The sequence below is a fragment of the Rhodococcus erythropolis R138 genome (genome assembly GCF_000696675.2).
Classification (GTDB): Bacteria; Actinomycetota; Actinomycetes; order Mycobacteriales; family Mycobacteriaceae; genus Rhodococcus_F; species Rhodococcus_F erythropolis.
The window spans coordinates 537,161-560,661 of sequence record NZ_CP007255.1; the positions used below are offsets into that span (position 1 = coordinate 537,161).

Annotated in this window: 26 protein-coding genes; 15 read left to right on the forward strand and 11 right to left on the reverse strand. The window is 62.7% G+C overall.

Features of this window, described 5'->3' with window-relative positions:
- The first annotated feature begins 15 nt into the window (after positions 1-15).
- The 4 genes from H351_RS02440 to H351_RS02455 all read left to right on the forward strand — a co-directional run bounded on the left by H351_RS02440 (position 16) and on the right by H351_RS02455 (position 3,724).
- Complete coding sequence (locus tag H351_RS02440) at positions 16-1,263, forward strand: hypothetical protein (protein WP_029254151.1); 1,248 nt, start codon at positions 16-18, stop codon at positions 1,261-1,263.
- 65 nt (positions 1,264-1,328) lie between these two features.
- Positions 1,329-2,978 carry an MFS transporter gene (locus H351_RS02445; RefSeq protein ID WP_021332682.1) on the forward strand — a complete coding sequence of 550 codons (1,650 nt, stop codon included), beginning with the start codon at positions 1,329-1,331 and terminating at the stop codon, positions 2,976-2,978.
- 3 nt (positions 2,979-2,981) lie between these two features.
- A complete protein-coding gene (locus tag H351_RS02450) occupies positions 2,982-3,434 on the forward strand; it encodes a DUF6325 family protein (protein ID WP_029254149.1) in 453 nt (150 codons plus the stop codon).
- The gene (locus H351_RS02455; RefSeq protein ID WP_019746316.1) at positions 3,431-3,724 is read left to right on the forward strand and encodes an SHOCT domain-containing protein; all 294 of its coding nucleotides are present in this window, start codon (positions 3,431-3,433) and stop codon (positions 3,722-3,724) included. The genes H351_RS02450 and H351_RS02455 overlap by 4 nt, the downstream gene beginning before the upstream one ends.
- Position 3,725: 1 nt before the next feature.
- Here H351_RS02455 and H351_RS02460 read toward each other — a convergent pair whose 3' ends face one another.
- The 5 genes from H351_RS02460 to H351_RS02480 all read right to left on the reverse strand — a co-directional run bounded on the left by H351_RS02460 (position 3,726) and on the right by H351_RS02480 (position 8,596).
- A complete protein-coding gene (locus tag H351_RS02460; RefSeq protein ID WP_029254148.1) occupies positions 3,726-4,412 on the reverse strand; it encodes a SagB family peptide dehydrogenase in 687 nt (228 codons plus the stop codon).
- Between the two features lie 4 nt (positions 4,413-4,416).
- Entirely contained in the window at positions 4,417-5,397 is a 981-nt protein-coding gene (locus H351_RS02465) for an ABC transporter substrate-binding protein (protein WP_029254147.1), read from the reverse strand.
- Positions 5,394-6,188 (reverse strand): ABC transporter ATP-binding protein, encoded by a 795-nt coding sequence (locus H351_RS02470; RefSeq protein ID WP_021342372.1) that lies wholly within the window; start codon positions 6,186-6,188, stop codon positions 5,394-5,396. Before H351_RS02470 ends, H351_RS02465 begins: the two co-directional genes overlap by 4 nt.
- Positions 6,185-7,252, reverse strand: a complete 1,068-nt coding sequence (locus tag H351_RS02475; RefSeq protein ID WP_019746312.1) for a FecCD family ABC transporter permease — start codon at positions 7,250-7,252, stop codon at positions 6,185-6,187. Before H351_RS02475 ends, H351_RS02470 begins: the two co-directional genes overlap by 4 nt.
- 84 nt (positions 7,253-7,336) lie before the next feature.
- Positions 7,337-8,596, reverse strand: a complete 1,260-nt coding sequence (locus H351_RS02480; RefSeq protein ID WP_029254146.1) for an MFS transporter — start codon at positions 8,594-8,596, stop codon at positions 7,337-7,339.
- Between the two features lie 92 nt (positions 8,597-8,688).
- On the opposite strand from H351_RS02480, the gene H351_RS02485 reads away from it, so the two are divergent.
- The 5 genes from H351_RS02485 (at position 8,689) to H351_RS02505 (ending at position 13,830) form a co-directional block, all read left to right on the forward strand.
- Positions 8,689-8,877 (forward strand): streptamidine-related RiPP repeat protein, encoded by a 189-nt coding sequence (locus H351_RS02485; protein ID WP_003943543.1) that lies wholly within the window; start codon positions 8,689-8,691, stop codon positions 8,875-8,877.
- Positions 8,878-8,971: 94 nt separating this feature from the next.
- Positions 8,972-9,784 (forward strand): hypothetical protein, encoded by an 813-nt coding sequence (locus H351_RS02490; RefSeq protein ID WP_029254145.1) that lies wholly within the window; start codon positions 8,972-8,974, stop codon positions 9,782-9,784.
- Positions 9,781-11,208 (forward strand): CocE/NonD family hydrolase, encoded by a 1,428-nt coding sequence (locus H351_RS02495; RefSeq protein WP_029254144.1) that lies wholly within the window; start codon positions 9,781-9,783, stop codon positions 11,206-11,208. The genes H351_RS02490 and H351_RS02495 overlap by 4 nt, the downstream gene beginning before the upstream one ends.
- Positions 11,201-12,541: a YcaO-like family protein gene (locus H351_RS02500; RefSeq protein WP_029254143.1), complete on the forward strand. Its 1,341-nt coding sequence runs from the start codon at positions 11,201-11,203 to the stop codon at positions 12,539-12,541. Before H351_RS02495 ends, H351_RS02500 begins: the two co-directional genes overlap by 8 nt.
- The gene (locus H351_RS02505; protein WP_029254142.1) at positions 12,538-13,830 is read left to right on the forward strand and encodes a YcaO-like family protein; all 1,293 of its coding nucleotides are present in this window, start codon (positions 12,538-12,540) and stop codon (positions 13,828-13,830) included. The genes H351_RS02500 and H351_RS02505 overlap by 4 nt, the downstream gene beginning before the upstream one ends.
- Here H351_RS02505 and H351_RS02510 read toward each other — a convergent pair.
- The gene (locus tag H351_RS02510) at positions 13,777-14,748 is read right to left on the reverse strand and encodes a saccharopine dehydrogenase family protein (protein WP_029254141.1); all 972 of its coding nucleotides are present in this window, start codon (positions 14,746-14,748) and stop codon (positions 13,777-13,779) included. The genes H351_RS02505 and H351_RS02510 overlap by 54 nt on opposite strands.
- A 51-nt stretch (positions 14,749-14,799) precedes the next feature.
- On the opposite strand from H351_RS02510, the gene H351_RS02515 reads away from it, so the two are divergent.
- Positions 14,800-15,426 carry a TetR/AcrR family transcriptional regulator gene (locus tag H351_RS02515; protein WP_029254140.1) on the forward strand — a complete coding sequence of 209 codons (627 nt, stop codon included), beginning with the start codon at positions 14,800-14,802 and terminating at the stop codon, positions 15,424-15,426.
- Between the two features lie 7 nt (positions 15,427-15,433).
- Here the strand turns inward: H351_RS02515 and H351_RS02520 are convergent, their stop codons facing one another.
- The 3 genes from H351_RS02520 to H351_RS02530 form a co-directional block, all read right to left on the reverse strand.
- Positions 15,434-15,874: a PAS domain S-box protein gene (locus H351_RS02520; RefSeq protein ID WP_003943598.1), complete on the reverse strand. Its 441-nt coding sequence runs from the start codon at positions 15,872-15,874 to the stop codon at positions 15,434-15,436.
- Positions 15,875-15,985: 111 nt separating this feature from the next.
- Positions 15,986-16,726 (reverse strand): ABC transporter ATP-binding protein, encoded by a 741-nt coding sequence (locus H351_RS02525; protein ID WP_020968047.1) that lies wholly within the window; start codon positions 16,724-16,726, stop codon positions 15,986-15,988.
- Positions 16,723-17,769 (reverse strand): ABC transporter permease, encoded by a 1,047-nt coding sequence (locus tag H351_RS02530; RefSeq protein ID WP_029254139.1) that lies wholly within the window; start codon positions 17,767-17,769, stop codon positions 16,723-16,725. Before H351_RS02530 ends, H351_RS02525 begins: the two co-directional genes overlap by 4 nt.
- Positions 17,770-17,883: 114 nt before the next feature.
- On the opposite strand from H351_RS02530, the gene H351_RS02535 reads away from it, so the two are divergent.
- From H351_RS02535 to H351_RS02550, 4 genes are all read left to right on the forward strand, one after another.
- Positions 17,884-19,086, forward strand: coding sequence for a sensor histidine kinase (locus H351_RS02535; protein WP_029254138.1), 1,203 nt, complete (start codon positions 17,884-17,886; stop codon positions 19,084-19,086).
- Positions 19,083-19,700, forward strand: coding sequence for a response regulator (locus tag H351_RS02540; protein WP_019746299.1), 618 nt, complete (start codon positions 19,083-19,085; stop codon positions 19,698-19,700). The genes H351_RS02535 and H351_RS02540 overlap by 4 nt, the downstream gene beginning before the upstream one ends.
- A 92-nt stretch (positions 19,701-19,792) precedes the next feature.
- On the forward strand, positions 19,793-21,031 hold the full coding sequence (locus H351_RS02545; RefSeq protein ID WP_029254137.1) for an HNH endonuclease signature motif containing protein: 1,239 nt from the start codon (positions 19,793-19,795) through the stop codon (positions 21,029-21,031).
- Positions 21,032-21,175: 144 nt separating this feature from the next.
- Positions 21,176-21,991 (forward strand): siderophore-interacting protein, encoded by an 816-nt coding sequence (locus tag H351_RS02550; RefSeq protein WP_019746297.1) that lies wholly within the window; start codon positions 21,176-21,178, stop codon positions 21,989-21,991.
- A gap of 9 nt (positions 21,992-22,000) precedes the next feature.
- Here H351_RS02550 and H351_RS02555 read toward each other — a convergent pair whose 3' ends face one another.
- Complete coding sequence (locus H351_RS02555; protein WP_029254136.1) at positions 22,001-22,180, reverse strand: hypothetical protein; 180 nt, start codon at positions 22,178-22,180, stop codon at positions 22,001-22,003.
- 29 nt (positions 22,181-22,209) lie between these two features.
- Positions 22,210-22,383: a hypothetical protein gene (locus tag H351_RS02560; protein WP_244891424.1), complete on the reverse strand. Its 174-nt coding sequence runs from the start codon at positions 22,381-22,383 to the stop codon at positions 22,210-22,212.
- Between the two features lie 161 nt (positions 22,384-22,544).
- Here H351_RS02560 and H351_RS02565 point away from each other — a divergent pair, with 161 nt between their 5' ends.
- Complete coding sequence (locus tag H351_RS02565; RefSeq protein ID WP_029254135.1) at positions 22,545-23,501, forward strand: proline dehydrogenase family protein; 957 nt, start codon at positions 22,545-22,547, stop codon at positions 23,499-23,501.

Sequence of the window (23,501 nt, forward strand, 5' to 3'; positions counted from 1 at the left end):
ACCAACCTAAACCGAGTGGAGCAGACATTGACAGCGGTGGAGGATCTGACCGAGGTTGCCTCCCGGGCCGTCGCCGCCGAGCGTGACGCCCGGTCGGTGCGCTGGCACAACCCGGCAGCCGTCCGCAAGGCCGCCGCGTCCGTGCGTGATTCGCTCGACGACGAACGATCAGCGCTGAGCCGACCGTCGTACAGCGGTTTGTCGCCGTCGCCGCACATGGCTCGCCAACTCGAACTGATCACGACGTTGCAGCCGCCGCTGCCCGCCGACGCCGGCATCAGCACCGCCGCGCAGGCCGAGGCCGACGCCGTCGCCGCGGTGACCACCGCGCGGATAGCCTTGCGCGCCGCCCACCTTGCGGTTCTCGAAGCACGCGTCGCCGCGCTCGATGCCGGAGATACCGATACCGTCGCCGCCGCGATCCGCGGTTACGTCCCGCTGAACTCGGGCAACCCCGTCGTCCGGCACGTGCAGGATCTCGGCTCCCGGATCCGTGAGGAAGCACGGCACGTCGTGAGTGGCAAGCCTCGGTCGATCGCTTTTCGGCTGGGGCTGAGCCTCGGAGTGGGCTTGGCGTACCTGGCATTCATTCGCCTCTTCCAGTGGGACTCCAAGGAAGATCGACTGCCTTACCTTGCGCTATACGCACTCTCGGGTGTGGTCGGAAGCGTCGTGTGCACCAATGCGCTCAGCTTCGACGCCGGCCGCGTCCGTGCTGCTTTGTCCGGCGGAACCAGGCTCTGGCACGTCCTCGTCGCGAAGAATACGATGATGCTGCTTCTCGTCGGCAGCGCCGGGTTCCTGCTCAGTGCCATCCTCGCGTGGCGCTCCGGAAGCAGTGCTGATCTGGTGAAGGCGTGCGGTCAGGTACTGACCATGATCCTGCTGTGGCTCGGTGTCGCCAACGTGATGTCCGTGGCCTTGCCGCTGCGGGCCGAACCGATGACGGCGAGGCGCCACGACGGCACGTGGAAGCAGTTCCTGCTGTCTTTCGTCATCTCGTACGGTGTCGGACTGATCGTCAATCTGATGCTCTATTGGCGAGTCTGGGCCAAGACGACGCTGCTCGAACGAATGGGCGGGCCGTGGATTCCGGTCCTGCTGCTCCTCGCGAGCGCGGCCGCGACGTGGCTGTTGCTGACCGTCCTGGCCGTACTCCTGGCCGAGCAACCACGCTTCCGGCGCGCCTTGCAACGGGAGATGGTGGTCTACCGCGAAGAAACCAACCACTTGCAGGCGACCATTCAGCACAATTCCGGCTAATGTAACCGTGCGTGGCTGATCCGGGCACGCCGCGAGTACACGCAGTGTCGAGGAAGGCGTGACCCATGATGTCCGTAAAGCCTGGCGCAGCCGATACGTCGGCCGCCGTAACCACCGCCTCCTGGCTACCACTGATCGTGGTGGTCCTCACGCAGATTCAGGCGTCGTTCGCCGTCAATGCGCTGACCGTCTCGATGGCCGGCATCACCACCGATCTCGACACTCCTGCAACAAGTGTCGGCACCGCGATCACCGCAGGCACCTTTGCCATGGCTGCCTTCATTCTGCTGGGTGCCAAGATCGGCGCCCGCTACGGGACGCGTTTGGTCTTCCAGATTGCCGTCGCGATTCACGGTCTCGCGATGGCTGCGGTCGCTCTGAGCCAGAGCCCGGCAATGCTGTTCGTGGCGCAAGCCGCGTCCGGCGCCGTGATCGCTCTCATCGCCCCCGCGTTGACGGTTTTCATCGCCACGAACTTCAATGGCGATCAGCAGGCAAAGGCCATCGGTTACCTGGCAGCAGCAATCCCCGCAGCCGGTGTGCTGGCACTACTCATCGCCGGTTCCTTCGCGACGACCATCGGGTGGCGTTACTCCTTCGCCCTCGTCGTGGCGCTCGCCGTGGTCAACCTGGTCCTGAGTTTCCGTGTCAAACCTGTTCCCCCGCAGAAGGACATCACCATCGATTGGGCCGGCGCCGCACTGGCTGCCGTTGCCGTCATCCTGCTCAGCTTCGGTTTCAGCGGCCTGAACTCGTGGGGCGTCATCCTGGCCACCGACGCTGCGCCGTTCTCGGTCATCGGTGTTTCACCCGCGGCCATCCTGATAGTCCTCGGCACCATCTGCGCGCAGGGATTCTTCCAGTGGACGCGAAGCCGCAAGGCGCAGAACAAGCCTCAGCTCTTCAATCTCGACGTCCTCAAGACCGGCGCCGAGCGCGCCACCACGATTTGCATGGCGACGATGATGTTCGTGGGAACCGCGGCCAACTTCCTCATTCCGCTGTACATGCAGATCATCCAGGGCCGCAGCAGCTTGCAGACGTCGTTCTCGATCATCCCGTACACACTCTCGATCTTCATCGCGAGCACCGTCGTCGCGCGCCTGTACAAGACGTACTCCCCGCGTCTGATCGCACGAGCCGGGTTCGTCGTTGTTGCCGCTGGACTCATCCTGTTGGCCTTCACCATTCGTGGTGACTGGCATCAGATCTTTGTTGTCATCGGCCTGATCACCCTCGGCCTCGGGCAGGGCGCCATCGTTGCGCTGGTGTTCAACACCCTCCTCACCGCAGCTCCCAAGGAACTGGCCGGTGACGTCGGTGCCTGGCGAGGACTGGTACACAACATGTCCGGCAGCGTCGGCATCGCGGTGGCCAGCGTGTTCGCCGTCGGAATCCTCGGTACCCTCGTCAGCTCGCAGCTGATCGACAACCCCACCATCCCGGCATCCCTCAAGGTCGAGTCAGGGATCAATCTCGACCAGGTCAACTTCGTCCCCAACGATCAACTCGTCGTGACGCTCGAAAACACCTCCGCGACACAGGCACAGATCGACGAAGCCATCCGGATCAACACCGAAGCGCGCCTGCGCGCACTGCGAACCTCGCTGCTCGTACTCGCCGGGCTCTCTCTGCTCGCCATCATTCCGGCCGGGCGCATGCCCAACGAAGTACCTGCTCTGGAAGAACCGCAACCCACGAAGGGCAAGAAGTAACCGATGTCCAACCAAGACCAATTCGGTCCGATCGAGTACGTTGCTGTCGAGTTTCCCGGCGGTGCACCGACCTCCGCGGGATTCGAGCAGCTGCTCGCTCTCGTCGACTCCGGAGTGATCCGCATCCTCGACCTCGAGTTCGTCACCAAAGCCGCCGACGGATCGGTATCCGTCGTACCCGCGTCCACCTTCGAACTCGCAGATTTCGATTTGGCGCAGTTCGACGGCGCTGCCTCCGGACTGCTCGACGCCGGCGACATCGCTGCCGTTGGTGAAGAGTTGGCTGCCGGAAGTGTTGCCGCCGTACTCGTCTACGAGGAACTGGCAATACTGCCGGTCATCGAGGCCTGGACCCGCAGCGGCGCAAAGGTTGTCACCGAAGGTCACCTGAGCGTGGACGAACTGGCTGCTGCACTGGACAACACCGCACCGGATACCACGAAGAAGGACGCATGAGTTTCTTGAGGCGAGCCGGCCGGGTAGCCGTCGCAAGCTCCATTCACGGCAATGTTCAGCGCCGTCAGCGGACCCGTTGGGCTGCCGAAGATCAGGCCCGCGCAGCGCAGGTCCAGCCGGTGCCGCCGATTCCCGATCTACCGCCCCTCCCGCCGCAGGCAGCTCCGGCAGAATCGGAAATGTCGATGGACGCGAAGCTCGAACAGCTCACCAAGCTGGGCGAACTCAAGAATGCCGGCGTATTGACGGAGGCCGAGTTCGAGACCCAGAAGGCGCGCATCCTCGGCTGAACTAGCTGGGCCGCCCGAGTGCAAAAGCCATGACGGGAAGCTGCGTCGTCGCGAGATTCAACAGAGATGCCACTCGCGCATCCGTGAATCCTGCGATGGCGCAGCCCACAAGTCTCATCGCCTCGGTCACAAGGTACAGATTCTGAACCAGCACACCGGCATCCACGTGCATCGTGCGGTAGTGCCGCATCGCGTACTTCTCGAGCGGCGCTTCCACGTTCGCGACGACAAACAGAAGAACCGGGAACACGTCGACGAACTCGGGCTGGAGAAGGCTCGCTCGAAGGTTTCCTTGTACGTCACCCGGCCGGACGGCCTCAGCACGGCCTTCCTGGATGTACCGGTACACCCCGGCTCCAAGCGAGTGTCCGGGTTGGCTGACAACAAACGACAGCGTCAGTTCGCGCATCCCACCGGCCGTCGGGCTGCTGACCAGACTGTGGTGCAGCACATTTGAAAGTTCATCGATTCCCAAAGCATCTTGCGCTGGGTTGTAGTGGCTCCGTCGTGCCTGCAAGATATCCGGAAAGTCCCGGGCCGGCAGTGGCGTCGGCGCCGGTAATTCAACGAACTCAGACGTCACCGGGGGCAGTGCGCCCTCGTCGAACGGTAGCTCCGACGGAGCCACCGTCCGGTCAAGCGCAGCATGCAGCGATACGACGGCCTCGACCCGCTCGAGGGCGGTCAAGACCTCACGAACCCGGGTGCAGCAGGCGAGATACCTCGGCAGCTCCGTCGATCGACACCAATTCACCGGCGAACCACGCCTCCGGAACGGCAAAGATCGCATTCGACGTCGCGGCAGGCGTCCCGGCAAATGCCGTGCGGGCAGCCTCGAGTGTGGATTCCCGAGCCGACTCGGTGGAGTAAACGACAAGAATTGCCTGCGGCGACTTCGCGAGTATCGATTCGGTGGCTACCTGGCCGAAGTACTTCCCATCCGGAAGGTCGCTCTCGTAGAGGTTCTTTCCCCCGGCCGCCTCGAGCACGCTGCTGTAGAGGCCCCTCGCCAGAGCGTAGGACTGCCCCTCCGAAACCTGAACCATCACAGTGGCAACCGGCTCCTTCCCGGCCACGGATGCCTCGGTTTCTGCGAGCGACTTCTTGCCATCTGCCAGGAGAATTGCTGCTTCGTCACTTGTTCCGGTCAGGGCACCGAGACCGTCGATGTCGGACCAGACGTCGTCGATCCGCCCCTCGGTGACCGCCTTGTGGCAGTAGCCGCTGTTCACGAAGATCGGGATGCCGAGGTCACGCAATTCGTCCATGCTCTGCAGTCGGTCACCGTCGAACCAGTATTCCCCGTCGGAGACGATCAGATCCGGACGGGCGTCGAGCAATGCTTCTTTCGCGGGAACTCCGGTGCTCAGTACCGGCACGGCCGCGAACTGATCCGCGAGTTCGGGGCTGGGAGGAGAGAGATCGGTATTCGATTGTCCGACAATGCGGTCGGCGGCACCAAGTTGAATCAGAAGCTCTGTCATCGACGGATACAGCGAGACAATCCGCTCCGCCGTCTTGGGCAACGTGACCTCGCGGTCACAATTGGTGACGGAAATCTTCTCGGACGACGACGTCGCCGAATCCGCCGTGGAGTTTCCGCATGCGGTCAGTACTGCAGTGGCGGTAACGGCCGAGCACAACAGCGCGGCAGTACGTATCGAGGATTTCAAGACACTGCTTCTTTCGTGTGTAGGAGCGGAGGGGCGAACGAGAGCAAGGGACGCCCGGTCAAGGGGTGAGTGCCGAGATGCACCTGAACCCCGAATACTTCGGACAGCAGGTCCTCGGTGAGGACCTCGGCCGTTGGTCCTGTCGCGACAACTACCCCGCCGGAGAGCAGACAGACGTAGTCGCAATACGCTGCGGCCAAAGCGAGTTCATGGATCGCGACAATCGTCGTAGTACCGAGTTCGGCGACCAATTCCATCAGTTCGAGTTGAGCTCGGATGTCGAGGTGGTTGGTGGGCTCGTCCAAGACCAGCACCGACGGTTGTTGAGCGATCGCCCGGGCCAACATCACACGCTGCTTTTCTCCGCCGGACAGTTCGGCGAAGAGTCGTGATCCGAAGCCGTGCATACCGGTTCGTGCCAGTGCGGCACTGACGATGTCCCGGTCGATTTCACCGAGTCGAGAGAATGCGCTGTGATGCGGCGTCCGGCCCGTCGCCACCACCTCGCGGACGCTGAACGAGAAGTCGGATGAATGCTCCTGCCCCACAACACCGATGATGCGTGCTGCGGATCGTGGCGAGAGATCGTCCCAAACATTCACCTCGTCCACCTTCACGATTCCGCTTCGCGGCTTCATCGAGCGATACAACGCGCGCAGGAGCGAGGACTTTCCACTACCGTTCGGCCCGACGAGCCCGACCACGCTCCCCTCGGGTGCTTCGAGATCTACGCCGGAAACCACCTGACGTCCACCTCGAACGACGTGAATCCCGCTGGCCGACAATCTCATGACTGCGCACCTCCGTCGCGTCGAAGTAACCAGAGGAAGAACGGAGCACCCAATCCGGCGGTGATGATTCCGAGCGGTAATTCGTTGGGCGCATCCAACATCCGGGCCGCAAGATCGACGATCACCAGGAAGGTTGCACCGACCAGCGCGGTTGCCGGCAGCAGCTTGCGGTGGTCGGATCCGACGAGGAGTCGTACGGCGTGCGGCACGAGCAGCCCCACGAAACCGATTCCGCCGGCAACGGATACAACAACCGCGGTCAGCAACGACGCGATCACCAGTAGTAGCAACCTGGTACGGCGCACGTCGACGCCCACCGATTGCGCGCTCTCGTCTCCCATCGCCAGCGCGTTGAGTTGGCGAGACTGCGTCAACAGCACTGCCGCACAAACGGTGATCACCGCGGCGGGCACACCGAGATCCGACCAACCTGCCCCGCTCACCGAACCGAGTAACCAGAAGAGCACTCCCGAAAGCTGACTCGGATCGGCGCGCAACTGCACGAAACTTGTTGCAGCCGAGAGCAGATAGCCGATGGCAACTCCGGCCAAGACCATGCGCAGCGGGACAAGCATTCCCTCGCGCCGACCCAGTACGAGAACCGCGATCAGGGAAACCATGGCCCCCAGGAAGGCTGCCACCGGAACACCGATCGACAGGCCGGTTCCGATGCCCGTCGTCATGATCAGCACTGCGCCGAAGGACGCTCCCGAACCGACACCCAAGATGTACGGATCGGCAATCGGATTGCGCACCAACGCTTGCAGTACCGCGCCGGCCAGTGATAACCCGGCACCTGCCAGTGCCGCGATCAGAATGCGCGGGACCCGCAGTCCCCACACGATCCGATCGAGCAGCGGGTCGACCGGCGGCCCACCGACGTGCGCGTACAACACCGCAAATACGTCGGCGAAGGACAGCGACGCAGCGCCCGACCACACCGCGACGGTAGAGACGGTGGCAAGGACCACGGCCGTGGCCAACAGAAACGGGACGTATCCGCGGTCGCCGACGGGATGCGCACGCGACGGGGCATCAGGTACTGCTTCGCTGGTCAGCGTCATCGCACTCCTGAATAGGTGGGGTTCACAGGGATGAACAGGTGGATCTAACCATAACGACAGTCGTTTTCATTAATAGTGACATGCTCATCTGTGCGGACAAGGATCGGTCCGCAGGGCGCTCACCCACGCGAAGAGTGCCCCGACCAGCGCAAAGCTGCACGCAACGAGGTAGGCGGTGCCGATATCCCAACGTCCTGCAATTGCCCCGGCAATCAAGGCACCCACCGGCGAACCACCCCAGGCGACCATCCTCGCCGTGGTGTTCACGCGCCCCTGTAGACGATCCGGAGTCAGACGCTGACGTGCACCGATGCCGTTGAGGATGGTGACAGTCGCACAGCCGGAGTAGACGGTCAGAGCGGTGATCGCTGCGGCGGTGTTGCCGGTTGTCGCAACGACGAACAGCACCACCGGGGCGATGGTCAACGCACCGACAGTGATCGCGCCGACCGGCCATTGCGCCGGTAGGCGTGGGAGCAAGACTGCGCCGACCACGCCACCCACGGAGACTGCTGTCCACACGGCCCCGATCATCGGACTCGACGTCGAAATCCCCAGCCTCTCGGTCGCGTACACCACCAGGAGCGCCGTGACAGCACCCTGCGTCAGCGAATTGACGAAGCCGACGCCGGTCAAGGCTCGCAGGAGCGGAGACTGCCAAAGGAAGCTGAGGCCTTCGCGTATGTCACGCGCAATTCCGGGTTCCGACCTCTTCGGCGCCGCAGGAATACCCGAGAACGAGGCTCCGATCGACGCCATGGCCAGCCCGGCCAATACGTAGGCCAGTGCATCAGCACCCAATGCGTAGGCCGGGCCGATCGATGCCACGAGCACTCCGGCAATAGCCGGAAAGGCAACATCGACGAGCGTGCTGGAAGTCCACAGCGCACTGTTGGCGGCCGGTATTCTCTGCCGACCGACCAGCGCAGGCAAGGCTCCGAAAGCTGCGGCATCGAACCACACGAAACACGTTCCGATGCACATCGATACGCCGACCGCGTGCCATGCCGTCAACACACCGAGCGCCTGAGCCGCCGGAATACTCGCCAAGGCAAGAGCAGCGACGGCCTGCGCACACAGGATGACCGTCCGCCGGTTGACTCGGTCTGCCACGGCGCCCGCGAACAAGCCGAATACGAGGTACGGCAGAACCGTCCCCGCAGCCGCGAGCGAGGTGAGAAACGGAGACCGGCTGATGTCGAACACCAGAATCGGCATTGCCACACCGGTGACCGCCGCACCGGCCACGGCAATCGTGCGAGCCGTGAAGAACAATCGAAACGATCTGTCCCGAAACACATGTGGTTGCGCTTCGGCGGATCCCGTCGTCGAGGTCTCGCTCATGTATGCACTCTCTTGTACCTGTTGCTCTCCGTGGCGATCTTTCGTACGGTGGCATCGTAATGGAAATGGTTTCCATTACGGAAGGGATGACAATGAGCAACATTTCGTTCGACAGCGTCTCCAACTCGGCTCCGGCCAATGCACTCCAGGGTGTCGGCACCAACGCCCTCGTCGACAACCCGTTCACCTTCGAGCCGGTTGCCGAGGCGACGTCCGCACATGCTCTGCAGGGTGTGGGCACCAACGCCCTCGTCGACAACCCGTTCAGCTTCCAGAGCTGAAACCTTCCCTGATCCAGACCGTTTCGACGGTCTGATCTGCCGATGACCCCGCCCGCATCCGACTCGTCGGGTGCGGGCACCGACAAGGAGATCCGTGTACGCCCTCGCCGACGGACACCACCTGTATCCGACACCGGACGGTGTTTGGCATTACCTGACACCGGACGAGAACGCAGTCACGATCGGTGCGCCGGCCGAAGCTCTCGCAGAACTCGACAACTTTCTCCGGCGGTCTGGTTCGGTGCTCGGCGCGGGAGCGATCGAGATCGCCGACGCTCTCGTCTCTCGCGGCGTGCTGGCTGTTCCAGGTCAAGTGCCAGAGATTCCGGGACCACAGCGTGTGCTGATGGACGGGGTCGGACCCGTTGCCGATGCCTGCATCGCTCTGCTCTCCAAGGCTCTTCCGGACCTCGACGTCGTATCCACCACTGCGCCAATCGAAGACGACGTTGCGTCTTCGGACCTCGTACTGTCGGTTGCCGACGCTCCTCCTCACGACGCGTGGTCGGAACTCGATACCTGGTGCCGCCACAGCCGAACTCCGTGGCAACGCGTCCACGCGGAACTGGGTGAGATCTGCATCGGTCCCTTCTTCGACGGCATCGACAGCGCGAGCTACCGGGACGTCTGCGGTCGACGCCTTGCCGCGTCACGTGTACCGGATCACCTGCTGGCGCTGTGGAACCACCTCGCCGACAGTGAACGTCGTCCGCTTGGACTTTCACCCACCGCAGCCGCAATGGTCAGTGCATTTGCATGTTCGGACGTCGTGGCTAGTTCTTACGGCGCACCGCAATCACACCTTCACCACCAGATCCGGATGAATCCACGAACCCTGATGATGACTCGACATCCCGTGCTACCACTGCCAGGCGGCGTTCTCGAACCTTCGCCGACGCTCCGGTGATCTCACTCGGAGTGAAGATCCCGGCAGCAGACGGTTCTTCGCTGGCTACGGATGTGCTTCTCCCAGATTCTTCACCTCGGGGACTGATCGTGATCCGCACCCCGTACGGACGCGGGTGGCATCTGGCCGAGGGGGTCGAATGGCGATCGCGAGGAATTGCCTTCATCTGTCAGGACGTACGTGGACGGCACGATTCCACCGGATCTTGGGAACCGTACCTCCACGAGCGCGAGGACGGCGCCGCCCTTGCCGAGTGGCTGCAGGATCAGCCGTGGACACCGGAGTGCGTCATCGCAAGCGGGGCTTCGTATGCGGCAGGAACTGCGTGGGCGTTTGCTGCCGAGACCAATGGCGCCGATCGGGCATTTCGTGCTCGCGGTGTCGTCTCCAAAGTGCCGACCATCGGAAGCGACCGCGTCAAACGTGATCCCTCGGGGATACTTCTTCTCGCCGAGCATCTGGCGTGGTGGGGCGAGCACGGAGGTTCGTCTTCCTCTCGTGAGGGTTTCATCCCTGCCCTGATGCGCTCGGATTCGTCTTTGCTGGAACATCTCCCGGTGCAGTCGATGATCGAGGAGGTTGGCCTGACCTCCGATTCACCGGGCTGGTTGACGCCGATCCGTCGCGCTCGTGAGCGCGAAGACTTCGGTGGCGATGATCTGGTGTCCGCGGACGAACTCTCCGAACTCGACGTCGCCGGGCTGCACATCGGCGGTTGGGACGATGCGATGATTCGGGAGACACTGCGACACTTCACGTCCCTGGGGCGCGGGCCGCAGAGTTTGATCGTGGGCCCCTGGGCGCACGACCTCCGCCCTGGAATGGTCGGCGAGACGAGTTTCGGCCGCCTTCAGGTCGAGTGGATGGAATCGATATTCTCGGCGCGGCCCGTGACCATCAATCGGGTGTTCGACCGGGGTGCAGGCGAATGGTCGACCGAACCGTATGTCACGGGTGCGAATCGCGTTCGTCTCGAACCAGACCCGAGGACGGCGCCTTTCAACTTCACGCACCACGCAGACGAGGGCCGAAACGACTGTGTTGTCTGGACTTTCGACATGGAGGTCGAGTGTGTGCTGTCGGGAATGCCTTCGGTGGAGTTGACAGTGCATTCGCCCGAGGGCGAAGCTGACTGGATCGTCGAGCTGAGCATCGTCGATAGCGCCGGAGTCACCAGGTCGATCGCTCGTGGGGCCGGCGTCAGCCTTTGCTCCGGCACGTTGACCATAGATCTCGATCCCGTGTTGCACACTGTGCGCGCGGGTGATGTCTTGACGCTGCGGATCGCCGGCTCGGACTTCCCACGGCTCGCACGCAATCTCGGAGACGGTGATCGCTATCGAGGAACACGCAGTACCGCACTGCACCAATCATTTTCCGGGTCGTTGACCCTGCCCATACTCGGAGGAACTGCCGGTGGATGACTTGCTGGTCGACGCCCGAAGCGGCGTGCTGACCTCACTGGAACCACACATTCGCTCGGACATGCCGACAGGCTGGGTCGGTTGGGCCGCGAGGGTGGCCGACACCAGAAACTTCGGCGGCAGCGGTTCACTGTTTCGCGCGGACCCTTACGGATTCGGGGCTTCGATACGCGACGACGCAGCAGCTCGCGGTGCGGCAACCGGTGAGGCTGTCGAAAGATATTGCGGCAACGTAGTCCCCGAAGATCTGATCCGCAGCAGTGCGTCAGCGCTGGAACTGGCAGGCTCACGGGTCGTCGATCCCGCGAAATTTGCGTTGTACAGCGAGGACCAGTACCGCCTTCCCGGATTCCCCTTTGTTCCCTTCACATCGGCTCTGGAAATCCGCTGGGCGCTGGGTCACACCATGGACGAAAAAGTGCCCACCTATGTGCCGGCCGCCCTGACCTATCTCGGGTACTACACCGGCACCCGTCGCGGCGAACCACCGATCGCGTCGTTGCAGTACGCCGGAATCGCCGCGGGACGCTCACGCGCCGAGGCCGAGATGTCAGCTCTGCTGGAACTTCTCGAACGCGATGCCACCGCACTGTGGTGGTGCGGGGACCGGTCACAGCCGGCAATCGAACTCGCCGACTGGGAGCGGTTACCTGTGCACCGCCAACTCGGGGATCTGGAGAGCGACACTCGGAGCGTTCGAGTGCTTCTGCTTCCCTCCCCCTTCGGCATTCCCGTCGCCGCAGTGTGGATCCGGGATGACCGACGTGGATTGGTCGCGCTGGGCACAGCTTGTCGACCAACGGTGGAGGCGGCAGTCTCGAAGGCCCTTGTCGAGGCGTACGCCGTACTTGCCATCACGATCGACCTCGCCGACCCCGACGGGCCGACCTGGCGCAGCGTGGCGGACGGAACGCTGCCGGCGCACCTGTACAAACCCTTTCGGGCCGACCGTCGTTACCGGGACGAGTTCGATGCGCAGTGGAAGGACGTCGTCGATCTGCCGACCGTCGCCCAGCTGTATCTCGACCCCGTGATGGCTGAGGCAGCGGAAGAGCATCTTTTCGACTACACCGAAACACGCTCGGTATCAGAGGTTCCCGACGAAGATCCTGTGAATCTTGATTCTCTGGTAGTCCTTCTGACGTCTCGAGGGTACCAACCGATTTCCGTCGATCTCACTACTCGCGACATCTCGATTGCCGGGTTACACGTCGTCCGTGTCCTCTCGCCCGGTCTGTACAACAATGCCCCGGCAGCTTTTCCCCTTCTTGGAGGTAGCAGATTGACCAGCGCATCGACCACCCATCTGCATCTGCCGGTCCCTCTCGCATGAGGTCTTTGCTCGTCGACCGCCGAACTGGGATCATTCGAGAGTTGGTCGACGCCGTTGTTCCCCAGCACTTTCCGCCGGAGTTCAAGCTGATTCACTCGTATGTCTGCGATTCGGCACGCTTTTCACCCTGGTCCAGCGACTCGGCGGGTGCCGGATACTGCTTCGATCTAGGTGACCGTGCGCGGCCTACCGCAGCTGCGATAGGCGAAGCGGTGGAACGATATTGCGGGAACATCGTCACCAAACCGATCGTCCGCGGGTCGGCCGATGCATTGATCGGAGCAAGCATCGACCTGTCACAACTCGCGCGTTTCGACGCCGCCCAGTACGCGCGGCCACAGTTCCCGTTCGTCGCACCAACCGACGATCTCGAGTTGGACTGGACTCGCGGAGTCGACCTGATCACGGGTTCGGATATCTGGGTACCGGCCGAACTCGTCTGGGGTTCGTATCCTCATTTCGTCGCCCGGACGGGTCCGGCGATCTCTCCAGTAGCGCAGGCGGGTCTCGCCGCCGGTCCCACGACGGAATTCGCGATACGGAATGCATTGCGCGAGATAGTCGAGCGCGACGCGATGACGCTTTCCTGGACCGGAAGACGCGGCGTTCGGATTGTCACCGGGATGCCAGAGCAGCTCCTTCGACTGGGCAATCACGAAACCCTGTCGACGAGATGGCTGGCATTCGAGAGTGATTTCGGGATCCCGGTACTCGGCGCCCTCGTCCGCGACCACCGCACTGGATACTCGACCATGGGAACCGCCTGCCACGAGGACGCACAGACCGCTGCGTTCAAGTCGCTCGGGGAAGCGCTTCAGCTGCAACTTCTTTCCGCCGACTACGACGACCCGGAGAGCGGCATCGGTCGAGCCGCGGCCTCCCCGACCAGCCCGCTTGCGCCTTGGCGAGCTGACCGAAGCTATGCTGGCGCCTACCGATCGGACTTTGCCGACGTGATGGACTACGGATGCCACTTGCAGCTCCACCTGGACCCGGAGATCCAAGCACGATTCAAGAGTGAGCTGGCAGGTGCCGTCGTCGGCGAGGTGGACCTCGACTCTCTGACGTCACCCATCGACACCGAAAGCGCACTGAAAGGCTCGGGTTTCAGGCCGGCATGGGTCGACCTCACCACTGCTGATGTTCTCCGCGCTGGCTTGCATGTCGTCCGCGCCGTCGTACCCGGCTGTCTCACCAATGCGGCCGCCGGATTGCCGTTTCTCGGATCACCACGACTAGTCGACAGTCTTGCCGGACATCCAATTCGCACCATCCCATTGCCGCACTGACAGTTCCGGAACTGCTAGTTGTAACGACTCTGCGGTCTCCACCGCGTGAAACCACGTCGGCTTCGAGATTGCACGGTCTCGAATCACCTGCACGGCACGCGCGGCGATGGTTGCCGTCGCGGCCGACTGGCTACGCCCCGAAACCCACAGCGCCGGAGCGGTATCCGTTTGTGCCATCGCGACCCAACGATCCGAGCCCCACAGCTTCTTCGGCACTACCTTCTGGAGGGCGGGCGCCCACGTCATGGCCGCAAGCCCGAGCGTCGCGGCGGACGTGTCCAATCGCAGGTACGTCCGCACCGGTACGCCAAGGTCGCGCGTCAGGGCATGTTGGTCCGAAAAATCGGCCCGCACAGCAGGACCGGTGCGGTAGCCGGTCGCATCGTCCGGCATTCGAAACGTCTTCATCCCGGCGTAGTTCCGGATCGATCGCCCGTCGGGATCGGGAAACCTCGTCCCCAACATCCCGTACGTCCACGCCGTCGCGGCCGGTCCGTGTAGTTCTCCGCCGCCGAGGCCGATCACGATGTCCACGGGTCCCCCGCCGAGTCGATGCGCCTCGGCGGCAAGGACACTGGTCAATCCCGGTGCCAATCCGACGCCCATCAGGACGGGTCCGTCGACCGCTTCCAGTTCTTCGCAGTAGCTCGAGGTTGCCGTGACGTCGACGAATGCCGCCCCACCGCGTACCGCTTCTTCTGCCAGGCGAACATCCTCGAAACCCGAGGCATTCACCACCACATCGAAGTCTCGAACCGCAGCCGAATACGCGCCTGGTTCTTTAAGATCAACGACGACGTCAGCGCGAGCACGATCACGCCCGGCAGAGTACGCGGAGATTTCGGGGACCTTCGCGAGTTGTTTCATCAAGGGAATCCCGACGGCACCGTAGCCGCCGAGTACAAGAACCTTCGTCATTATTTCGCCTCCCGAGTCGCTAGAGTTCGACTCTAGAGTTAAACTCTAATCATGACTGAGGTTCTTCGGGAAGACACGTCGGCGCGGCGCAAGATCATCGAGGCAGCGCGCGAAGTTTTTGTCGATCCCGGCTACGCGGCCGCCACGATCAAACAGCTTGCCGCGGCGGCGGGCGTGTCGGTGCAGAGTGTCTATTTTGTGTTCGGCAACAAGCCGAGCGTGCTGTCAGCACTGCTCGACGTGGCCGTTGCGGGCGACGAGGAAAAGACGGCAACTCTCGACCGTCCGTGGGTGGCGGCGGCACTGGGCGCCCCACATCCACTCGGGCAACTCCGGATTCAGGTTCACCACGGACGGCTCATTCTGGAGCGCACCGCAGACATCCTGTTGGCCCTGCGGGCCGCTGCTTCCGCGGACGAGGACGCCGCCCGCCTGTGGCAAATCAACCGCACTCAGCGACGCACGGTGCAGGAACATCTGATGGTTGGCATCGTCGAAAAAGCGCCAGCCGTCGACCTCGAAACAGCCGTGAACGTCGCACTCACGCTGCTCAGTCCGGAGACGTACACAGACCTCGTGGTCGGCGCGGGTTGGACCGGCCAAAAGTACGAAGAATGGGTGGTCAACACCCTTGCCGCCACCCTGGGCCTGGACCGAACCGTCAAATCCCGGAAGTAGCTGGGACCTACTTGGTGGGCTTGTCGTCGATGTGCCGTGGGTTGTTCCACAGGCGTTCCGTCAGATCGTGAAGGACGGCGAGGGTGATCGTGTCGTCGTCCCGTCGGAGCAGAGACTGACTGACCGTCGCGCGCACCAACGTGGAGTCGGAGTGCACGAACTCCTTGACCGAGCCCGGCTCGGAACTCAGTTCACGATGAGCCTGCTCGGCACTGACGTCGTCGGCATCCTTGTCGTAGAGAATGTCCTGCAAACGCAACGCCGAGACGGCCTTCTTGGGATATCCCAGCATGTCAGCGAAGGACGGGTTGGCAAAAACGATGCTGCCGTCGCGGTGAACGGCCATGACCGGCACCGGAAGCCTGTCGAGGAGAATCAGAGCAGGCATCTGCTCCAGATCCGCAATCGGCGATTGTGGCGGCTGCGCAACATTGCGGCGGCGTTCCATAACACGTCCTCTCAAGTTGCCCGAGTCGACAACAGTCTAACTGCCCAGCAAATCGCGGGTTGACTTCCCGCCCGGATGCAGTGACGAATGCCCGAATCGTGCCCGCCTGAGTTACGCCGCGAGCGCCTCCTGGTCCTCCGCCAAGGAACCGTCAACAACACGATAGACAGTATCCATCCGAGACAGGTGACTTCGGTCGTGTGTCACGAGAAGGGTTGCCGCCTCGTGTTCCCGCACCACCCCGATGATCAGATCCATGACAGCGGCACCGCGCTCCTGATCGAGCGCGCTGGTGGGCTCGTCGACCACCAGAAGCTGCGGATCGTTCATCAATGCTCGCGCGAGATTGACGCGCTGTCGCTGCCCACCCGACAGCTGAGACGGCCGTTTTCCGCTCTGATCCGCGAGCCCGACAGCGTCCAGCAAATCCATCGCTTTTGATTTCACGGCTTTGCGACGGGTCCGTGACGTGAAAACGGACTGCCCCAGATGCGCCATCACCTCGAGCTGTTCCAGAGCCGTCAGCGACGACACGAGGTTGGACTGCTGGAAGACGATTCCGATCGACGAGCGTCGCAGCTCCGACGCCGCCCGCCGACTCAGCGCCGCGATGTCGGTGCTGCCTTCCGGCGTCCGGAGATAGACGTGCCCGGAATCCGGACGGATCAGGGTCGACGCCACCGCCAACAGGCTGGACTTGCCTGAACCCGAAGGTCCGGTGATTGCGGCGATCTCGCCGCGGTGCAGTCGCAGAGACACGTCGTCCAGCGCCGTCACCCGCGATTGCCCGTCGGGAAACGTCAGATCGACGTTCTGGATGTCGAGAACTGTGGTGCCGGTTGTCATGGTCATCGTGCGCTCCCCAATGCTGTGAGTGGATCGGTGGTCGAGAGGAATCGAAGTGCAAAGGCCGCGCCGAGCAGACCGAGCCCGATCAATGCCACGGCAGGTACGACGGTGGTCGATGCGTCCAGGACAAACGGCATGGCGTCACCGATCAGCGAGCCGGCCACGGCCGTCAGCCCGATTCCGACGGTGACGCCGGCAATCAGGACGATGAGGGCCTGACCCAGTGCGTCGCGCACCAGAGAACCGGTGGTTGCGCCGAGCGCTTTCAACGTCGCGATGTCCGGGGTTCGCTGGATCGTCCACACCGTGAAGAACGCACCGATCACCAGGGCCGAGATCGCGAACAACATGAGCGTCATCAGGGTCAACGACCCGTTCTCCGATTTGTACGAACCGATCGCGTCGAGCGAACCGCTGACCGTCGTCGACGTCGTCACGGCTGACTTGTCCGTTGCGGAAGCGTCAGAGGCTCCGGTGACAGCCAGTACTGTCGCAACTCCGCCGCGTGGATTGGCCGCCTGCCAGTCACCGAGCGTCATCCAGACGACGGGCGAATGGCTGTACCAGTCGTCACCGCGAACGTCGCTGACGGTGAACTGCTGCGTACCGACGCTCACCTGATCGCCGGCGCCCGCCCCCAGATCGCGGGCGGCACCTTCGCTCAACACCACCGTGCCTGACGCCGACGGCGTCACGTCACCGAAACCGCCGTCAGCACCGAACAGGGCCACCGACTTCTGATTTCCGTCGGCCAATCCTGCCTTCCCGCGGCCGATTCCGATGGGATCGACATCCTTCGCGGCCCCGGCCCAGGCGTTGACCTGGTCCTGTGTGAGCGCCGACTCGTCGAACGACGCCCCAGCTCCGGTGTCTGCAAACACCACCGTGTCGGCATTCATGGCCTCGATGGCCGACACGTTCTGATGGCGAAGTCCTGCAGTCAACCCGCTGAGAAAACTGACGAGAAGTGCAACCAACAGAACCACGACGGAGATCAGCGCGAAACGACCTCGCGCTGCCCGTAAGTCCCTCATTGCGACAAACACTGTGAATTCCTTTCCTGTGCTTGCCTCTACGCTCTCGCGGATGCAGACTCTTTCCATCGCACCTCGGATCGACATTCCAGCGCTCGAAAGAACCATCCCGGTTTACAACTTTTGATGGATGAACCAGGCCCGAACCTCGCTAAGCTGGGCGAGATGCACCGATCTCCGCTCACGCCTGTCTTCGCCGGCCTACAACTGGGCCTGCATGTCCTTGTCATGGCGCTGGCCGGTGTGGTGTTTCTTCGAGCGCTGATCGACGAATCCGACCTCACCGCAACAATCATCGCGTTGGCCGTGATCTTTGTTGCCGTCTATCTTTTCGGCGTTGCCAAAAGGCTGCGCGGCAACGCTGCCCGCTGGTGGCTGGCCGTGCTGACCCTCGTCTGGATCGCGACGATGGCGGTATCCGCCGACGCCGCCTACCTCGCATTCGGACTCTTCTTCCTCTATCTCCATATTCTGCGGCGCCCCTGGAGCCTGCTGGCCGTCACCGCGGCAACGGCTGTCGCCGTGATCGGCACCGGATTGCATCGCGGGTGGACAGTGGCCGGCGCCGTCGGACCGATCATCGGCGCCGCCGTAGCCGTTGCTATCGGTCTCGGATACCAAGCGCTGTACCGGGAGGCAGCCGAGCGCGGTCGTCTCATCGACGAATTGATGAACACCCGTGAAGAATTGGCGTCGACGTCTCGCGATGCCGGAAAATTCGCCGAACGTGAAAGGCTCGCGGCCGAGATCCACGACACCGTAGCCCAAGGACTTTCGAGCATCCAGATGCTCCTCCACGCTGCCGAACGCGCCGATCCGGAGAGCCCGGCCATCCGGCAGATCAGCCTCGCACGGGAAACTGCAGCGGACAGTCTTGCCGAAACCCGCCAACTCATCGCCGAATTGACACCGGCGGCCCTGGACGGTCAGTCGCTCGCCGATGCGCTTCGTCGAATCTGTGAACGCGCGAGCAGTCCTGAACTGGAAGCGCGATCCGTGGTCGAAGGTGAGGCAATCCGGCTGCCGATGCCTCTCGAAGCAACACTGGTGCGCATCGCCCAGGGTGCGGTGTCCAATGTTCTCCGCCACGCGGATGCAACCAGAATGGCTGTGACACTGACGTATTCCGACAACACCGTCAGCCTCGACGTGGTCGACAACGGCCGCGGCTTCGACGTGGCAGTTCTCGAACGTGGACCGGCGGAATCTTTTGGCCTCAATGCAATTCGACGACGCGTCGAACTGCAGGGCGGAACGTTCTCAATCGAGTCGGAGCCGGGACACACGGCCGTCGCGGTGACGTTTCCCCTCGATGTCGGTGAACAGTGATCCGCCTGCTGCTCGCCGACGATCACGCGATCGTGCGCGCCGGGCTGCGAGCGCTGCTCGAAAGCGAATCCGACATCGAGGTGGTCGGCGAAGCAGGGACCGCCGAGGAAGCCATAGCCTTCTGCGCCACCACGCCGGTCGACCTCGTGCTCATGGACCTGCGGTTCGGGCCAGGCAAGACCGGGGTCGACGCCACCCGCGCGGTATGCGCGCTGCCGAATCCGCCGCACGTACTCGTTGTGACCAACTACGACACGGACGCGGATATCTTGAGCGCCGTCGAGGCCGGAGCCAGCGGCTATCTACTCAAGGACACACCCCCGGTCGAGTTGCTGTCGGCCGTCCGCGCCGCTGCGAGCGGGGACAGCGTTCTCTCCCCTGCCATCGCGTCGAAGCTCATGACTCGGGTACGCAAACCCGAAACCAGCCTTAGTCCAAGGGAAATCGAAGTGCTGAAGTTGGTGGCGGCGGGTCGATCCAACCGAGAGATCGGTAAAGAACTTTTCCTGAGCGAGACCACGGTCAAATCGCATCTGGTCCACATCTTCGGCAAGTTGGGCGTGAAGTCGCGGACGTCGGCGGTAGCTCGTGCGCGGGAGCTGGGTTCGATCTGACGTTTGTCCGAATTGTCGAAAGTAGCTGGACAGCAGTAATTTTCGCCTGTAATTCTCTTGTGTTCGAAACTCTGTTCGAATATGATTGCTTCATGAACAGTCGGGATGCGTGGCAACTGGATGGTGAGGACCTCAAGAGTGAGGTTTTCGATCTGGTGCGTGCCCGGCACGAGTTGCAGTCGCGGATGGTGTTGCTGATCGTGGAGATGTTTTCCCGTGAGGTTCTCGGCGGGAAGGGTTTTCGGGCGATCGCACAGTGGTTGCACGGGTCGACGAATTTGGAGATCGGTGAGTGCAGTCTGCTGGTCGGGTTGGCGCGGTTGCTGATGCTCGAACCTGTGGTCGGCGATGCGTTTCATCGTGGTGACGTTGATGCGTTGAAGGCGCGTCAGGTGGCGTCGTTTTGTCAGCATCCACCGAAGAACATGACCCTGGCGGATGTGGACAAGGCCCGCGGGATTCTGCTTGGCCTGGCGTCGAAGAACATTGCGGATTGTGATGCGGTGCGGGCAGCGATCCGCCGAATCGAGAAGCAGTACGGCAAGCGTGAGGACGGCGTTCCGGTCGGGGAAGATTCCGAACGCAACGAGTTCTACGCCTCGAAAGGCTTGTACGGGCGGGTCACGGTGAAGGGCGATCTGGATGCGGTCAACGGGGCACGGTTGATCACGTTGTTGTCGAGCCTGTCCGCTCCGACACCGGAGAAAGACGGTGTCAAGGACACCCGCACGCCTGCATTACGGCGGGCGGACGGGTTTTGCGAACTGTTGCGCCGCTACGAGCGAGCGGGGTTGGGTCCGATCGAAGGCGGGGTGAAACCGCACATCACGGTCACCGCGTCCGCGAAAGACATGACGGATCTGCAAGCGTTGAAGGACTTGCTGCCGTCGACTCAGGAACTCGGGTTCGCGTGGACGGATTGGGTGGGCCCGATCAGTATCGATACTGCCCGGATGCTGGCGTGCGACTGCACCGTGACGCGGATTTTGTTGGATGAGAATGGTGTTCCGCTCGAGTGCGGTAAGGAAGCGAGAACGGCGACGGTGCCGCAGCGGCGGGCGTTGGCGGTTCGGGATGGTGGGTGTGCGTTTCCGGGGTGCGGGACTCCGTCGGGGTGGTGCGATGCCCATCATATTGTTCACTGGAACGATGGTGGCCCAACAGATCTCGACAACCTGATCTTGTTGTGCGGTCATCACCACCGCACGATGCACCACACCGAATGGCGGGTGGAGATCGGCCCGGATCGGAAAACAGTGTTCTATCCACCGATGTCGATCGATCCGTATCAGCAGCCGATCGGCGGGAACAGCCCACCGACAGCCGCCTGAACGGGCATAACTGAAAATGCCAGCGTATGCACCGAGGAATAACCATGCCTCGGGGCATACGCTGGCGTTTTCAGCTGCTTTCGATGTCCGTCTTGCGACAGCATCTGTCTCCACTTCGACACGCAGGACCAATAGGGTCGAGGCATGTCTTTCTGCGAACCCGCCCGCGTTGTCACCGTCACGTCCCTGACCCCGCACATGCGGCGAATCAGCATCGAGGCAGAAGGCGACTGGCACTGGCCGACTGGCGGACAAGGCGACGAGCGCATCGATATCGCGTTCCCGAAACCCGGTGAAACAGAAGCAGATTACGACTACTTCAACAATCCCGACTACGGCAAGGCCGATCTCGGAACCGAGCCACCGTGGCGGCACTACACCGTGCGCAAGGTGCACGACGGCGGCCGTCGTCTGGACATCGACTTCGTCGTGCACCCTGGCGGTATTGCAGCGGATTGGGCCCTGCGGGCCGAACCAGGTCACCTACTAGGCGTCTTCTGGTCGGACAGTTCGCGGTCCCACTACCAAGCACCGGCGGGTCCTCGCTGGCAGCTGCTGGTCGCAGACGCCACGGGTCTCCCCGGACTGGGCAGGATTGTCGAAGAACTTCGAGAGGGCGATGTCGCACAGGCGATCATCGAGGTCGAAACCGAAGAGGATCGACAGGAATTTGTCACTCGCGGCGACGTCACGTACACGTGGCTCGTGGGGAGTGGCCTCGGAAAGGCGCCGAGCGCGCTGTTCGAAGCTGTGGAGAAGGTCGAGTTTCCCGAATCCGAATCGGCCGACATCTACGCGTGGGTGGCGTGCGAAAGCGCAACCAGCCGTCGTATTCGTAAGCATCTGAGGGAAGTTCGAGGAATTGCTCGCGACAAGCACAATGTTGTCGGGTACTGGCGAGAGGGCGCCGACGGCCACGTTTCCGGCATGAACAGCGAGGAAGTCACCGTCGGCGCCTGAGCGCCGTGATCACTCTACCGGCAGTGTGTCGGTAGATTCTGCGTGAGCCTGCTGCACGTCAGCCGGCTTTTCCGCCAGCATCTCGAACAGTGCACGGCGTGCCTCGGCAAGAATTGCCTCTGCCTTGGCGACCTGCTCAGCGGTCCCACCTGCGGCTACCGCGACAGCGGCACCTCGGAGTAGACCCATCGCGGGACGGAGCGCTGCGCCGGCTTCACCTAAGTGAGGGCGGCCGTGTCCGCGCTGGTCGGGTCGACCAAATCCGCGCTGGTCGGGCCGACCGCGTCGGCCTTCGGGGCGTCCTTCTGCTCGGTCTTCGAAGCGACCCTCGGGGCGCTCTCCATCGAATCCTCGACGGAAACCGTGTCCGCGATGCGGGCCTCGGCGGCCATGCTCGCGACGTTCTTGCATTTCTGGGTTGTTGTGTGGGGCGTACATGTTGTCCTCCTGGACTGTCTGTGTTTGTTTGACGTATCGACGATATATCGACAATAGATCGAACGCAAGGGTCCGGAGAATAATTCCCGCACTCTCGTCCGGATACGCTGAAGCCGTGAACACGGATCTACAAGCCCAGGCCGCGGACGTCCTACGCCGCCTCGCACTCGACGAATCCCTGAAAGAACGCACCATGGCGGACGCTGCGACTGCAGCACTCGCACGGAAAGTCGCCGCTCGCTACATCGGCGGCGAAACCATCGACGACGCTTTCGACCGCCTCCCCTCGATCTTCGCGCGAGGACACAAGGCGAGCATCGAATACACCGGGGAAAGCGTCCGGGATCCCGAGCTCGCGAACGCCGAAACCGATGTTTTCGTGGAACTCGCGGAACGAATCGGCACGTCGGGTGTCGAGAGCACCGTGTCGTTCGACCTCTCGCACATCGGCTTGGTGATCGATCCGGAGCAGTGCTTTCGCAATGTCGTGCGCCTGGCCGAGACCACGGAACGCGCAGGTGCCGAGCTGATCATCTCCGCCGAAGCGTCCGATCGCACCGACCTGGTCCTCGACATGCACGCGCGGCTGGCCGAGCGCTTCACTCACGTGGGGATCACCGTTCAGGCCCGACTGCACCGGACCGCAAAGGATCTCGCCGCTCTGCTGGACCGACCCGGCCGCATCCGTCTCGTGAAGGGCGCCTTCCTCGAAGCCGAATCCGTCGCCTACCCGCGCGGTAGTGCCGAACTGCGAAGCGCGTATCTCGACTACGCTGCCCGAATCGTCGAATCGGGTCACCAGGTTTCCATCGCGACGCATGACCGCGACATCCTCGAAGCATTACGTGCCGAGCATGATTCGAAGCTCAGAGGCGAGCACGTCGAGTTCGAGATGCTGCTCGGTCTCGGTACCGAGCAACTGGACGCACTCCGAGCCGCGGGCTTCACCACACGCGAATACGTCATCTTCGGAACACAGTGGTGGCTGTACGTACTCAATCGCATCGCCGAAGAGCCGGAGCGTGTCTACACCGCGCTCGTCGACGCCGCGCTTGTCACCACTGCAAACTGA